11 protein-coding genes are annotated in these 14,102 nt (G+C 62.8%); 2 read left to right on the top strand and 9 right to left on the bottom strand.

The annotated features are described in order from the left end of the window. Both Q1A06_RS20380 and Q1A06_RS20375 read right to left on the bottom strand, forming a co-directional pair. Nucleotides 1–2,385 (bottom strand): family 16 glycosylhydrolase (locus Q1A06_RS20380; protein WP_299567952.1); only part of this gene is annotated, 2,385 nt, incomplete at its 3' end. Between the two features lie 174 nt (nt 2,386–2,559). Next, nucleotides 2,560–4,002, bottom strand: coding sequence for an oligosaccharide flippase family protein (locus Q1A06_RS20375; protein ID WP_299567951.1), 1,443 nt, complete (start codon nt 4,000–4,002; stop codon nt 2,560–2,562). Nucleotides 4,003–4,506: 504 nt separating this feature from the next. Here Q1A06_RS20375 and Q1A06_RS20370 point away from each other — a divergent pair. Together Q1A06_RS20370 and Q1A06_RS20365 are read left to right on the top strand one after the other, a co-directional pair. Then, a complete protein-coding gene (locus Q1A06_RS20370) occupies nt 4,507–5,760 on the top strand; it encodes a glycosyltransferase family 4 protein (protein ID WP_299567950.1) in 1,254 nt (417 codons plus the stop codon). After that, entirely contained in the window at nt 5,750–6,517 is a 768-nt protein-coding gene (locus Q1A06_RS20365; RefSeq protein ID WP_299567953.1) for a class I SAM-dependent methyltransferase, read from the top strand. The genes Q1A06_RS20370 and Q1A06_RS20365 overlap by 11 nt, the downstream gene beginning before the upstream one ends. Before the next feature lie 15 nt (nt 6,518–6,532). Here the strand turns inward: Q1A06_RS20365 and Q1A06_RS20360 are convergent, their stop codons facing one another. The 7 genes from Q1A06_RS20360 to Q1A06_RS20330 form a co-directional block, all read right to left on the bottom strand. Then, complete coding sequence (locus Q1A06_RS20360) at nt 6,533–7,258, bottom strand: sulfotransferase family 2 domain-containing protein (protein ID WP_299567949.1); 726 nt, start codon at nt 7,256–7,258, stop codon at nt 6,533–6,535. Nucleotides 7,259–7,440: 182 nt separating this feature from the next. After that, a complete protein-coding gene (locus tag Q1A06_RS20355; protein ID WP_299567948.1) occupies nt 7,441–8,943 on the bottom strand; it encodes a hypothetical protein in 1,503 nt (500 codons plus the stop codon). A 159-nt stretch (nt 8,944–9,102) separates the two neighbouring features. After that, nucleotides 9,103–10,098 carry a lysylphosphatidylglycerol synthase transmembrane domain-containing protein gene (locus Q1A06_RS20350; RefSeq protein WP_299567947.1) on the bottom strand — a complete coding sequence of 332 codons (996 nt, stop codon included), beginning with the start codon at nt 10,096–10,098 and terminating at the stop codon, nt 9,103–9,105. After that, the gene (locus Q1A06_RS20345; RefSeq protein WP_299567946.1) at nt 10,095–10,877 is read right to left on the bottom strand and encodes a DapH/DapD/GlmU-related protein; all 783 of its coding nucleotides are present in this window, start codon (nt 10,875–10,877) and stop codon (nt 10,095–10,097) included. The genes Q1A06_RS20350 and Q1A06_RS20345 overlap by 4 nt, the downstream gene beginning before the upstream one ends. Before the next feature lie 76 nt (nt 10,878–10,953). Beyond that, nucleotides 10,954–11,724 (bottom strand): acyltransferase, encoded by a 771-nt coding sequence (locus Q1A06_RS20340; protein ID WP_299567945.1) that lies wholly within the window; start codon nt 11,722–11,724, stop codon nt 10,954–10,956. Between the two features lie 14 nt (nt 11,725–11,738). After that, nucleotides 11,739–12,476 (bottom strand): class I SAM-dependent methyltransferase, encoded by a 738-nt coding sequence (locus Q1A06_RS20335; protein WP_299567943.1) that lies wholly within the window; start codon nt 12,474–12,476, stop codon nt 11,739–11,741. Next, entirely contained in the window at nt 12,473–13,501 is a 1,029-nt protein-coding gene (locus Q1A06_RS20330) for an NAD-dependent epimerase/dehydratase family protein (protein WP_299567941.1), read from the bottom strand. The genes Q1A06_RS20335 and Q1A06_RS20330 overlap by 4 nt, the downstream gene beginning before the upstream one ends. Between the last annotated feature and the right edge of the window lie 601 nt (nt 13,502–14,102).

The following is a 14,102-nucleotide window of genomic DNA, read 5'->3' as shown; positions in this document are numbered from 1 at the left end:
ATCCGCGTCCAGCCCGCTCAGCGCCAGCGCCACCGCCGCTTCCTCGCCCGCCTCGATGGTCGCGTCCGCCATCCCCGACCCCAGCGCCAGCGCCATGTTGCCATCGTCATCCGCAGACCCCGGCGGTGGCCCCGCCACCAGCCGCAGCGTCCCCGCCGCCACCGAAATCTGCTCCGGCGTCACATCGCGCAGCTCTGCCAGCGCCACCGATCCGGTGCCCGGCACGTCGACCGAGATAATCACCCCGAGGTAGCTGTCGGTCACCGACACCGCCGCTTCGGCCGTCACCGCGTCCCAGCCATAGGCCGTGGAAATCGCCGACAGGTCGATCACGTCGCCCTCGCCGGGGCTGAAATCCTCGACCCGGTCGCGCCCGCCCTCGAACGCATCCGGACCCCAGGCAAAGCTGTCCGCACCGCCGCCGCCGCCAAGGTTGTCCTGCCCCGCGCCGCCTTCCAGCGTGTCGTTGCCGCCCTCGCCGCGCAGCCGGTCGCGCCCCGCGCCGCCCAGCATCAGATCGTCGCCCGAGGTCCCGGTCAGCCAGTCATCGCCCGGCGTGCCGGTGATCGCGTTCTGCGGCACCGGTTCCGACACCGTGTCGAGCGCCAGCGTGGGTCCCGCAATCGCCGCCGTCACGTTGCCGCTGCTGTCGCTGGCCGTGATCGACGTGTCCAGCGACCCGTCCGACAAGCCCGACAGATCCAGCACCGCCGTCGCGGATCCCGGCGTCAGCACGCCCGAGATCACGCTCGACACGCCGTCGCTTACCGTGATCACCGCAGTGGCGTCGGCATCCAGCCCGCTGGCCGTCAGCATCACCGCCGTGACCTCCGAGGCGTCGATCGCCGTGTCCGGCGCGGTGATGCCCAGATTGCCGTCCTCGTCCGCCGAGGTATCGGGCGCAAAGTTCAGCAGCAGCCCCGGTCCGTTGATGGTGGTGGTGTTGCCCTCGGCGTCGGTCGCGGTGACACGGGTGAGAGCGGCGCCGTCGGTCAGCGTGCTGACGTCCAGCAGCGCCGTGCCGTCCGCCGCCAGCGGCGCCGAGACCGACCCGCCCGCGCCGTCCAGCACCGTCACCACCGCCGTTGCATCCGCGTCCAGCCCGCTCAGCGCCAGCGCCACCGCCGCTTCCTCGCCCGCCTCGATGGTCGCGTCCGCCATTCCCGACCCCAGCGCCAGCGCCATGTTGCCGTCGTCATCCGCAGACCCCGGCGGTGGCCCCGCCACCAGCCGCAGCGTCCCCGCCGCCACCGAAATCTGCTCCGGCGTCACATCGCGCAACTCTGCCAGCGGGAGCAGCCCCATGCCGGGCACGTCTATATTGATGTTGGTACCGCGCGAGCTTGTCGATATGAACACCGCCGCTTCAGCCGCCGCCGCGTCCCAGCCATAGGCCGCAGAGATCGCCGACAGGTCGATCACGTCACCATCACCGGGGGTAAAATCGTCCACACGGTCACGCCACGGACCAAGAGAGTCGGTATCCCACAAGAAGACGTCCGCCCCCGTGCCCCCGCCCAGATCGTCCTGACCGGCGCCGCCGACCAGCGTATCGTCGCCCCCGTGTCCCCGGATCCAGTCACGGCCGGTGCCCCCAAGGATCAGATCACCGCTATCGCCGCCCTGCAAACCGTCATCGCCGGCGTATCCGTTTATCACTGACGGCATGAACGGCATCGCCTTCAGGCGGTCGCGTTCCTCGGTTCCGTCGACCGGTGCTAGGGTCGGTGTGTAACTTACGGAATCGTATCGTGCCAGGCCCGTGGCATTCGGAGCGATTGGCCCGTGCCAATCCTCCAATCCGGCGCCCCCGCTCCAGATGTTCATGAACATCTTCATGCCTTCGTCGGGGATCGGCACCGGTGCCGTGTCTGCCGGAACAGTAAAGATCAGCGCGTTATCCACGTACCACGAGATTCCATCCGGCAGCCAGTCGATCCGATACGCGTGGAGCGCCGCAGCCGCGTCGAAACCAAGATCAACCACCACGGTCTGATGCGCGCCAAGGCGTTCCTGGCCGTAGTAATAGTTGAGGTGAATCTGCGTTGTGTCCTCGCCGAGGAACTCGATGTCGATTTCATTGTGCTGCGAGCCGCCGAAGAAGGTGTTGTTGTAGAGAAAGAACGACGACACGACGCCGGACGTGGCCGACGGTGCCATCACGACTTCGTAGCTGCCATAGCCGTAGAATTGCTGCGACTGCAATTCGGCTCCGGTGAAGTCCTTTCCGTCAGTATCGACGCCGTCAAAATTCAGTCTGACCTCGCCTTGCAACAACTGCAGGTAGTCAGAATTCCAGGCAGTTTGGTTCCAATTTGCCGCAACGGCAAAATCGGAGATGGCCCAAACGTCGGGATTCAGCGAATCGAGTGTGTCTGTGAACACAGCAAACCTCCTGAAAAAACTTGGAAGAAATATTAAATCAAAAATTGGTCTCGGAACTGCCGCATTTATAACATATTTTCCGACGCAAGGCGGCAAGTATTTTGGAACCAACCTGGACAAATCCAGATGCCTACACGCTTAGGTTGACATCTGGTAGAGTGTCCGATGGGACCCTTAATCGCTGCGCAATATGGCAGCAGCCGCACGCAGGGCCGCCCGTTGCGGCAACGCGGCAATGACCCAGGCGACCAACGTCGTTCCCACAGCCGTTGCAATCAGCAGACCCGCATTCTGCGCCACGGCGGGCGAGACGACCAGCGCCGTGACGAGCCAGGCCAGACCACCCACCAACGCAGGCCAGACGATAGCGGCAAGCGCCTCGGATCGCGCGAACGGTGCCGCGCGGCCGGCATACCACCAAAGGCGTGGGGTATACGCCAAAGCGAACAGCGATAGCGCCACCGCGACCGTGTTGATCCCGAAGGGTACTGCAACCGCAGTGCAGATGATTTGCAGGGTTGCGCGTTCGGTTGCCATGCGCAGCCGCAGCATGGTCTGCCCCGCCGCGAGAAAGGCCATGCCCGCCATTGACGTGGACGCCTCGAGGGCAAAGGCCGGAGCCGCGAGGGCAAACACCAGCGCCACGTCACCCCAGCGGTCGGTCAGCAGCAGCGGGATCAGATCCGGCGCGAAGCCCGCCAGGCAGAACATGCCGGGCAAGATAATCAGCGCCAGCAGGCGCAGCGCCGCGAGATACAGCGTCCCGATCACCACCGGGTCGTTGGATCTTCTTGCCATGCGGACGAAGACGACCTGAGAGGCAGGGCCCGCCACCCCCAGTTCCGGCAACCGCAACAGCCGAAGCGCCATCGAGAACAGACCCAGCGGCCCGGCCCCGAGCACATACCCCAACATCATGACAGGTGCCTGCCGCTGAAGCGTAAAGACCAGCGATGTGCCGACCGTGTCGCGTGCAAAACGCAGGTGCCCGGTCAGCCATGCAGGATCCAGCCGCAGTCGCGGTCGGTAAGGGCTAGTTGCGGCTGCCCCCAAAGCCAGTGTCGCAAACAGTACGAGTTGCTGGACAATCAGGCACCAGACTCCGGCCCCGGCAACGGCCAAACCAACGGCGGCGGCGAGGCTCAGGAGAACAGCGACAATGCGCAATCCTCCGAGCCATACGAAACGCTCGTCCCGCTCAAGCGCGGCGCTGGACACCGCCGAAAGCGACTGCATCACCGGCACCACGGCAAGGGCTTGAACAAGCTGGGACAGTCCCGGCATCTCAAACAGGGCCTCCCATAGCGGCGCGGTAAGAAACAGCGTCCCACCAAGCAGGGTTCCCATACCCGCGAGGAGCCAAAAGACGCTGTCCCATTCCTCAGCGACGAATTCGGAGCGCCGGACCAGTGATTTGCCAAGGCCGCAATCGCTGAGCAACTGGGCAAAGACCACGATGCCCATCGCCAGCGCCACGGCACCGAAATCGGCTGCGGTCAAATAGCGCGCAATGATGGGCAGAATCAGAATTTGCGCAAAGATGGATAGCACCCGCCCGCCCGCCATTGCACTGACGTTGGAAAAGAACGAGCGGCGCGGCGGCACGGGTCGTGTCACAGGCGCAGATCCCGAAACGGGCCGCAGAATGGTCCTGGCTGTGGCAAGCACCTGCACCGCCCGTCGTGCGCCGCTTTAGCCATGATTTGCAGCGTTTCTCTCCTTATTCGCGGCACTGCGGAGCATCAATGCTACGCTCTGGCTGCATGATATGCTATCGCAAGATTGCGTTCGCGCAAATCCGTGCGACAGGTTGCGCGGTCACGCCGAACAAGGCAACGAATTTCCCAATCCGCGACCGGTTTGCTGGCAGCTAGCACCCTGCCGGACGCCACAAGCATGTTTTCCTTGCCCAAATGCCCCCGAACCGCGACAATCGGTCAAGGGCACGCAAAATCGCCCCATTTCAAGACGTCCATTTTTTCGGTGAGGTATTTTCGGCATGATTTCCATGCACCCCGATCCGGCGCCGCTTTTTCAGCATCGATGCCCCCGCACCGGTATGTTGCGGTATCGGCCCAGTGAACGCCCCGGTCCGATCCTCGCCCTGTCGAGAGATCCGATATGAATATCCTGATCCTTGCCCCCCAGCCGTTCTTCGTCGAACGTGGCACGCCGATCGCGGTGCGCAACCTCGCAACAGCACTGGCAGGACAGGGGCACCGTGTGGATCTGATGGTGTTTCCGGGGGGCATCTCCGTGGATATTGCCGGCGTCGACATCCACCGATTGCCGGATTGGCGGCTGCTGTCGGGTATCGGTCCGGGTTTCTCGGGACGCAAGGTGCTTGCCGATCTGGTCATGCTCCCGCGCGCCGCTACGCTCCTGCGGAGGGGACGCCACGATCTTGTCATCGCGGTCGAGGAAGCCGCTTACATCGCGCTTCTGCTCAAGCGCGTGTTCGGCGTGCCCTACATCTGCGACATCGACAGTTCGATCCCCGAACAGCTTGACGACAAGTTTGCACTGCCTCGCTGGCTATTGCGGCTGTTCACGCAGGCCGAAGGCCGCGCCGCACGCGGTGCAGTGGGTGCCATCACCTGCTGTCGTGCACTTGAGGAAACGACGCGCGCGCATGCCCCCGATCTGCCGATACAGACGCTCGAAGACATTCCGCTGACCGATGACGGACCGACCGGCCCGCCGCCCGAAGACTGCCGTTTCGACGCGCCGGTGATCATGTATGTCGGCAATCTCGAACCCTATCAGGGAGTGGATCTGCTGCTTGACGGTTTCGCGGCAGCCGTGGCGAAGGGAACGGAAGGACAGCTTGTCATCATCGGCGGCGCGCCAGACCACGTCCGCGCATTACGCGCACGCGCAAGCGGGCTGGGTCTGGAAAACCGTGTCGCCATTCTGGGACCGCGCCCGGTGTCGCAGATCGGGCGCTATCTTGCGCAGGCCACCATCGTGGCATCGCCGCGCATACAAGGGCGCAATACCCCGATGAAAGTCTACAGCTATCTCGATTCCGGTCGCGCGCTGCTGGCCACCCGGCTGCCCACTCATACGCAGGTACTCGACGACAATATCGCGATGCTCGTAAAACCGGATATGGCAGACATGGCGCGCGGGATCGCCGCATTGATCGGCGATTCCGGACTGCGCGACCGTCTTGCCAAGGCGGCCCGGACACGGGTGCAGGCAGAATACAGCCGCCCCGCGTTCGAACGCAAACTCGGGCGCTTCATGACGCAGCAGATCATGCCGCGCATCGGTGTTGCCCCGTCCCGCAGACCGCAGCGTGACGCTGACACGCCCTATTTTCACCCGGATCACAAGACATCGGAGGACCAGTCCATTGAGCATGTTGAATAGGACCGGAATACGAACCATCGAGCGGATGGCGTCGCGCCTGTCGCACCACCGCCGCGAACGCCTCGCCAAGCTTTTTGTCGCGATGTCCCGACCGTCGGGCGAACAACAGCCCTACGACTGTCCCCTGTGCGGCTATTCGGGAATTTTCGATCCGATCTTCGGATCCAACGCCCTGCGCTTCGACAGCGAATGTCCGGCGTGCCACTCGCGCGAGCGGCACCGCTTTCTCAAACTATGGCTGGATCGGGCGACATCGGGCGAGAGCCTTGGCAGCTTTCTGCACTTCGCGCCGGAAGCTTGCCTGCAAGACGAGCTGCGGACCCGCTGCACGCAATACCGCACGGCGGACATCACGCCGGGTCGGGCGGATCTGGTGCTTGATATGGAAAATATTGACCTCCCCGATGCCTCGGTTGACACGATCATGGCCAACCACGTTCTGGAGCATGTGGATGCCGGCAAGGCACTGCCCGAACTGCTGCGCATCCTGCGGCCAGGGGGGCTGGCCCTGTTGACAACGCCTGTGACCGAAGCGTGGGACGACAGTTACGAAGACCCCTCCATTACCACGCCTGAGGCACGGCACCGCCATTTCGGACAGGCCGATCACGTGATCTTCTTCGGCAGCGACATAGAAGACCGGATCCGCGCGGCGGGTTTCGATCTTGGAAAGGTCGTGGCCGGAGGCGCGCAGGCGGCCCGCTATGCGCTGATCCGGGGGGACACCATTTATCTGGCGCGGCGCCCCGCCACCTGAGGACCATCCGTTGCGTCAGCCCGCCGCACCGGCCGGCAGTTCGTGCCATCCCGCCGGTGCCTCCAGACGATCGGGAATCGGGCGCGTCCTGTCGGAACCCTCTGCATACCCGAACGTCTCGATATCCAGACCGTAGGCTGCGCGCACCAGATCGTATGTCGTATCGGAATAGTAGCTGCGCCAGTCGCGCTTGCGTTTCGACGCATTCACGTGAGGCAGGGTTTCGTTCAGCCCCAATGCATAACAAATACGCGAAAAATCGTCGCTCAGTGTCTCGAAACGACCGATATGCTGCACAAGACGCTCCCCTGCCGCATCAAAGATGAAAGAGCATTGCAGACGGGTATCGTTCTCGCACTTGTGCCTGATGTATGTGTCGAAATCACCGAACCCCAGCACCTGATCGTGATGGGGGTGTGCCCTGGACTGGCAGGCATAGGAATACTCGGACACCTGCCAATCCCACGGATTGCGCACGAAGGCGAATTTAGTCGCTGCATCGAAGAGATCAGGCGGCATGACATGACGGATCTGTTCCGCAGTCATATGCTGGCGATTTACCAGCGCCTCGCGCCAGCCTATCAACGGCTGCGCAACGCCCGGAAACACCTGTACCGATTTTCGAATATATTTGTTGCGCATGTAGACGGGGCAGTATTTGCGCAGCGCGGCCATTACGGATTCGCCAGCGGTTTTGTAGATATGAACAAAGATGAACTGGCGTGACGGAGAGTACAACATGGCCGAGCATCCTGCTCCTGATTGAAAGGGATCGCCTTGTCTCGACAGTAGCTCTGGAGGAGGAGCAAGATGAAACCGCTCCGCCGCCTCGCCGTAAACCTTGCCGTTACTCGTACCACTTCGCGTTGAAAATTTCCACACTCTTGCCGCACCGAAGGCAAAGCCGCATTACCGCGTCGCACTCACAGATCCGGCACGTCCTCGCAACGCCGAATGCCGGTTCCGGCCCAGCGAACCGCCACGATTGCGCCCGACCGCCGTATTTCCAGCGCCAGATCCTGGGCGCCCGCCGCCCGGCGAAACGCCCCGCCGATCCGGTCGCCGCTCCAGATGTCACCCACAGTGACCAGCACGCCCGTGCGCACGCAGCCCAGCAGCCTTGTCATCCCAGCCTCACCACGCACCGCGAAACGCCCGGTACGCGGGTCCCGCCCAAACAGCGCGGCGCTGTCGAATTCCGCATCCCAGCCCGACTGTGCGCGCAGGTCGACGTCATAATCGCCAAGTTCTGCCACCATGTTCAATTCGTGCGTGGTGGCCAGAAACGCCACATCACGCCAGGGTGCCAGCAAATCGGGGGCACCCGCAAAATCAGGCCTGTATCTTGTATCGTATCCGCTCCCCGCTGTCAGCTTTGCCGAGGAGACGACAAAGCTGTTGGAGGCCAGCAAAAATCCGATGCAGCACCACATGACCGCAGCAGGTACGTGCGGACGGATGATCTGCCACAAACGCGCGACCGCCATCCCCCAGATGGTAAAGAAGAACGGCATCGCGCCCGAGATGTAGCGATCCGCCTTCATCGCACCGAAAGACTGCACCAGAAAAACCGTGCCGAAGATCGCAAGGCAAAACGACGCCAGCCGTGCGTTCATCCGCAACGCCAGCACCGCCGCTACCGGGAACAGCGGCCAGAACGTCTCGTACGCGCGGCGCATTCCATTGTGATAGAAGCCGACATAGTCGCGCGTGGCCATCGCGTTGCTGGGCGAAAAGCGGAACAGGTACAACGCCTTCTCGAGCGCACCCGTGGACCATGCGACCGCCAGCGCCACAAAGGCGAGCAACACACAGCCCAGACCCCACGCCCACCGCCGGTCCGGACGGATCGTCATGAACCCCCACCCAATGAGCCAGACCGCGATCCCGCCACATGCCACAACGGTCGTGATCTGCAACAGCGTCGCCGCCCCCAACAGCGCCAGCGCCGCAGCGGCCCAGAACCAACGCGCCCGCCCTCGTCCGGTTGCAGCAGCATAGACCGCGACCGCGCCGCCAAAGATCAGCAGCACATGCAGCGAATAGAAACGTAAAAGTTGGGATTCGAGGATGCCCTGGGGCCAAAGAACCGCGAATGCCGTCGCGGTACCGGCGGCAAAATCGCCCACACGACCCCGCAACCACCAGAACAGTGCCAGCGGCAGCAACACTCCGGGCACCAGCGAAACGACCCGCGCGGTGGAAAGGCTTTGCTGCCCGGTCAATTCAAGGAAATGCCCCACCGCCAGCGTATAGGCCGCCGCCCGTGTATACGTGCCGTCAAGTATGCGCAAAGCGCCACTGTCGAGCCATTCCAACGCTGGAATATAGTGGTAAAGCTCGTCGAACTCGGGCGGCGCACCCATCAGCCCCAAACGCGTCAGCATCGCCGCTGCAATGATCGCCAGCGAAACAAGCGCGCGCATGACGATCCCCTCACCGCCGTGAAGGCGTGACCGGGGCACCCGAAAGGGGGCTCTTCGCTGGCCTTGATCAGATTGCAGCATCGCCATCCTCGACATTATACGCCTCGCCCGCGCGTTGTGCCTCGTGCCGGTAGCACCCCGTGAACCATCCCGACCGGGTCATGATCCGACGGCCTCGGGCTTCGATGTTCTGCGGCGCAGCGCGAACACGATACCGCCGGCCACGGCCTGCACCATCACCATCGCAAAAGCGATCCATGCAAGCGAGACGGCAAGCTCCGCCGCCACGCCGAATTGCCCGAACAGGTACAAAAATGCCTGCTCGCGGATTCCGATACCGTTGACCGACGCCGGGATCATCATCACGAACAGCGACACCGGGATGATCGCAAAGTAGATCTCCAGCGGCAGATCAATCCCCAGAGCCACGCCGATCAGCCAGTAGTGAAGCACCACATTGGCCTGAAAAACGAACGAAACGCCAACGCAGCCATAGACGACGCGCATCCGCGCCGCGAACGCCATCGAAGTTTCGTTGATCCGTTCCATGACGCCGCCCATCCAGGTCAGACCGCGCAACCGACCAAGCCGCATCGCCGCCGCCCGCATGTGACGGCTGAGGAAAATCGCCGTCAGCGTGACCAGCACAGCGGCCACCGCCAGCAGCAACCATCCGATCCCGCTGCGTGCCACCATGTTCCAGCCGAGTGTCGGCAGCGCGATGACCGCCAGCAGCAGCAAACCGAACATACCGGTCAGGCGTTCGACGAACAGGATCAGGAAAGACCGTGTGTAGGACGGCACCCGATCCGAGATATCCATCGCGCGCATCAGATCGCCGCTCATGACGCCGGGCAGGAAGGAATTGAAGAAGATGCCGATGGTATAGGCGCGGATGAGTTCGATCAGCGGCACCGCAAAGTGCTGTGCGCGCAGCAATAGCTGCCAGCGCCACGAACACATCAGATATCCGATGATGTTCAGCGCGAACGCCGCCACCAGCAAGGCAGGATCGGCCTGTGCCACCGCCTTCCAGATATCGTCCAGATTGTCGATCTGGATAAACAGCAGATAGGCTATCAGCCCGAGGCTGACCGCGATCTTGATCAGCAGCGGCACAAAACGGCGCCGTGGGGCTGTCGCGGTTGCGGTCATGGCGCGTCCTTTGCGCCGTCCGACGTTCCGCGCCGTCGCAAGAAACGTGCCGGAACACCCGCCATGATGCTGAATGGGGCTACGTCCCGAACGACGACAGCCCCCGCAGACACGACGCTGCCGCGCCCGATCCGCACACCGTCCAGCACCTTCACCCCGGCACCGAGCCAGACATCGTCCTCGATCACGATGCCACGGCTGTCGAAGCCTTGTGAATTGATCGGCTGATCGGGATCCTCGAAACGGTGATTGCCCGCGACGATATGGCAGTGCCCGGCGATCAACACGTTATCCCCGATCTCGATCCCCCCCTGCCCGTTCAGGATCGCGTAGGCCCCGACGAAGCAGTCATCGCCAAGGGTGATATGTCCCTCGTACCCGGTCTCGAAGTGCACGCCATGCATGATCTGGTTGCGGGCCCCCAGGTGCAGCCTTGCCTCATCGCTTTTGATGTCAAAGAAAACCCTGTCGTCAATCATGGTGCCGTCCCCCACCGACAGCCGGTCGGGACAGCGCAACACCACGGCCCGCGAAAACGCCACGCCGTGTCCACAGTGACCCAACAGCAGCGGATAGAGAACCCGGCGCAGCGCCAGCCCCAGTGCGCCGGGCATCGGCCCCGCCACCATGATGATCGCCTCGTGCAGCAGCAGCCGCCCGATGCTGTCGCTGCCCACCACGCGAGACAGATACTTCTGCAACGGCCCGGCGCGCCTGCGGGTCAGGCTTTCGCCCGGCACACCGGCCCCGGCCTCCTTATCGCGGCTTGCGCGGTTCATCGAAGCGAAACTCCACAACAGAATTCTGTTTGGAACCGGCACCGCGAAAGCACCGATTCGATGGCGGCCACCCGGGTCAATTGCCTTCCTCCGCGCCGGGCTTGCGGCTCGAAATACGGCGCGCTGGGACGCCACCGTGAACTTCGAAGGCGGGGACATCGCCGGTGACAACCGCCCCTGCGGCAATGATGGCGCCGTCACCGATCCGCGCACCGTCCAGGATACGCGCTCCGGCCCCGATCCAGACGTCATCGCCGATTACCACTTCGCCGCGTGTCTCCAACCCCTGAAGCACCATCGGTCCCGCATCTGGATCCGTGCGGTAACGCCCGCCCCCGATATAGCACTGACCCGCGATAATCGCGTGATCGCCGATGCGAATGCCCGACACCGCGGACAGGGTCGTCTGGCTGCCGATGGAGCCTCCCTTGCCGATGTGCAGATGGTTCTGCTTGACCACCGCGATTACATCACGCGCTAGCAGGGTACCGTCGCCGATCGAAAGCCCCCCCTCCTGCGCGGCACCACGCGCGTCCAGGGTGCAATTGTCGTCGATCACCACATCCGCCCCAAGATGGACGCGGGGCGGGCACCGCAAGATCACGTTACGCCCGAAATGCACACCTCGCCCGACCCGTCCGAACAACCCCGGATAGAGCGCCTTGCGCAACGCATAGCCTAACGCACCCGGAAAACCTCCTGCCAGCGAGGTGGCAAATTCATACCTCAGGAAGGCCGCGATACCGGGCCGCCCGACAAAGAATGCCTGATACTTCCCGAAGGCCGAACCACCGCCCGACAGCGTGTCGACCACCCGGTCTTTCGGTGGTGCCGCACGAAGTTCCATATCCGTATCCTGTCTCATTGCACGCGATCCGCCCGCAAGATAACCGGCGTCCCCCATACCCGGTCCAGACCGACCGCCCCCAGGACCGCCTCAAAGCCTTGCGAGACGCGCGGTGTCTTCAACATCCGGTGCACAACCATGGGCAGCACAAATTGCCCCACCTCTCCGGCAACGCCGAATCCATACTGCCCCAGACAGGCATGCACATCGGCGCGCGCCACCGTGTCATAGTCGCGGGTATTGCCTTCGGCTCGTTTCTTGGCCCAAAGCAGCAGCGGCTTGGCCAGGTTCGCGCCGCCCGGCAGCGGAAAGTCGATGATCACCGCCCGCCGCGCCACGCGGGTCATTTCCGCAAGAAGCGTCTTCCAGTCCCCGACGTGCGCCATCATGCGCAAGGCCACCACCACATCGAAACTCCTGTCAACGAAGGGCATTTGCAACAGGGGACCGACCTGCCGCCGCAATCCTGGGTGGTCCATATCAGCGATCTGCCCCCATGCCGCGCGACTGCTGGAGAGGACCGTCACGGGATGCCCCGCCGCCAGAAGCGGGCGCGCCGATTGTCCGTGCCCGCCGCCGACATCGAGGATCGAAGCACCCGGCATATCACGCAGGAAGCGGTGCAGCGCCTGTGTCTGCCGCGAGAGCAGATATTCCCCTGCGGGACCCGCAAACCTCTGGGCGTAGCGGTCGCTGGACGGGTCCAGATCTGCGTCGGGCGCGCCGATGTCGGCGATGGCTGTAGAGGTCACGCCGCACGCCTCCGACCGGCAGGGGCAAGCCGCCCGGTTTCCCGGTACCACGCGGCGGTCAGGCGCAGCCCTTCGGCAAGGCTCGTCTGGGGCTGGTAGCCGATGGTCCGCTTGGCTTTCTCCACGGAAAATGCGCGCGCCTTGGTAAAGAAAGACACCCGGCGACGGTGCAACGGTGGATCGATTCCGAAGGGCTTGCAGATGGCTTCGCACGCGACGGCCGCCGCCATCAACGGCGCAACCGGCAGATGACCCCGCGGCGGCGGCACGTCCAGAACACGCGCCACTTCCGCGACCAGAAGATTCAGTGTGGTATAGGTCTCGTCACCGATCAAGAACACCTCGCCCACTGCCGCTGGATGTTCGGCGGCGAGGATCAAACCCTGAACGATGTCATCTATAAAGGTCATGTGATAGGCGATCTCGCCATCGCCAAACATCCGAAATGTCCCGTTGCCCACCGTGCGGAACAACTTGAGAAATCTCAAATCGCCGGGGCCGTAAATTCCGGTCGGGCGAACGACCGATACCGGCGCGCCACGGGCCATCGCCGCACGCGCGATCTCCTCGCCTTCCAGCTTGGACCGCTGATAGACATCACCGGGCCGAAAGGTCGTTTCCTCGTTCGCTGGTATCTCCATGACGTCGCCGTGCACACCGCAGGTCGAGCAGTGCACGATTCGCGCCACGCCTGCCTTGGCTGCCGCCGCCAACAGATCACGTACCCCATCGCGGTTCACGCGGAAATAGTAGGCGTCGGGGTGACTGGCATCGCGGTAGGCAGCGGCGATATTGAACAGGTGAGTGACACCTTCCATCGCCCTCGCGATAGCACCTGCGTCGGTCAGATCGCCCTGTACTGTCTCAATCCCCAGCGCGCGCAGAGATGTAGCAGCCGTGCCGCCCATGTCGCGCACCATCGCGCGCACGCGGTACCCCCGCGTCACCAATACTTCCGCCAACCGTCCTCCGGTAAATCCCGTAGCACCGGTTACGAGCGCGAGCCCCTTGGTTTCATCGACCATACACTAAATGCCTCAATGCGAATTCGTTCTTTGAATATCGTGCAGCGACGTTTGAAAACGTCCAAATTCCGGCGCGAAAATATGCGCCCTCATCGACTAAATTACAGCCACTATAACCTACAGCGTCGTATCCGTCGACAATCACAGGAAAATACACCCGATGATTGCATTTTCATCCGTTTGAAGTGTCTTTGGTAGTCCAATCGCTTTGTACGAGAGCTTGAGAACGACGCAGTAAGGTATATCTGGTTCCGCTTGCCAAGCTGAATGATGTCGATTCGCAAACATCATTGTGCGGTAGCCATGCCCAAATCGTTGACCACAAGATCACGCGTTTCGACGAACTAATGCGATGGCGTTTCGCTGCATCAGAAGCGTAGCAGAGAGACATTCGGTCCCGCCAGGGTAGCCAGGCCAAACGGTTACTCTGAACGGTAGGTTCGCCGCAGACAAATAATCCCGTGGCAAGTCAGGTTGTGGATTCGATATATTGCGTGAGCCGCGAGGCGTTGGTTGTTGTTTGGGGGGGGGTATTGTTATCGTATAGAGAGATACGCATGAGGATTTATTAGGTTTGGCGATGACCTACTCTCCCACGTCT

It is taken from the genome of uncultured Sulfitobacter sp. (genome assembly GCF_947497275.1).
GTDB lineage: Bacteria > Pseudomonadota > Alphaproteobacteria > Rhodobacterales > Rhodobacteraceae > Sulfitobacter.
Note: the sequence above shows the minus strand (reverse complement) of the source record. Positions and strands in the feature narration are given on the sequence as shown.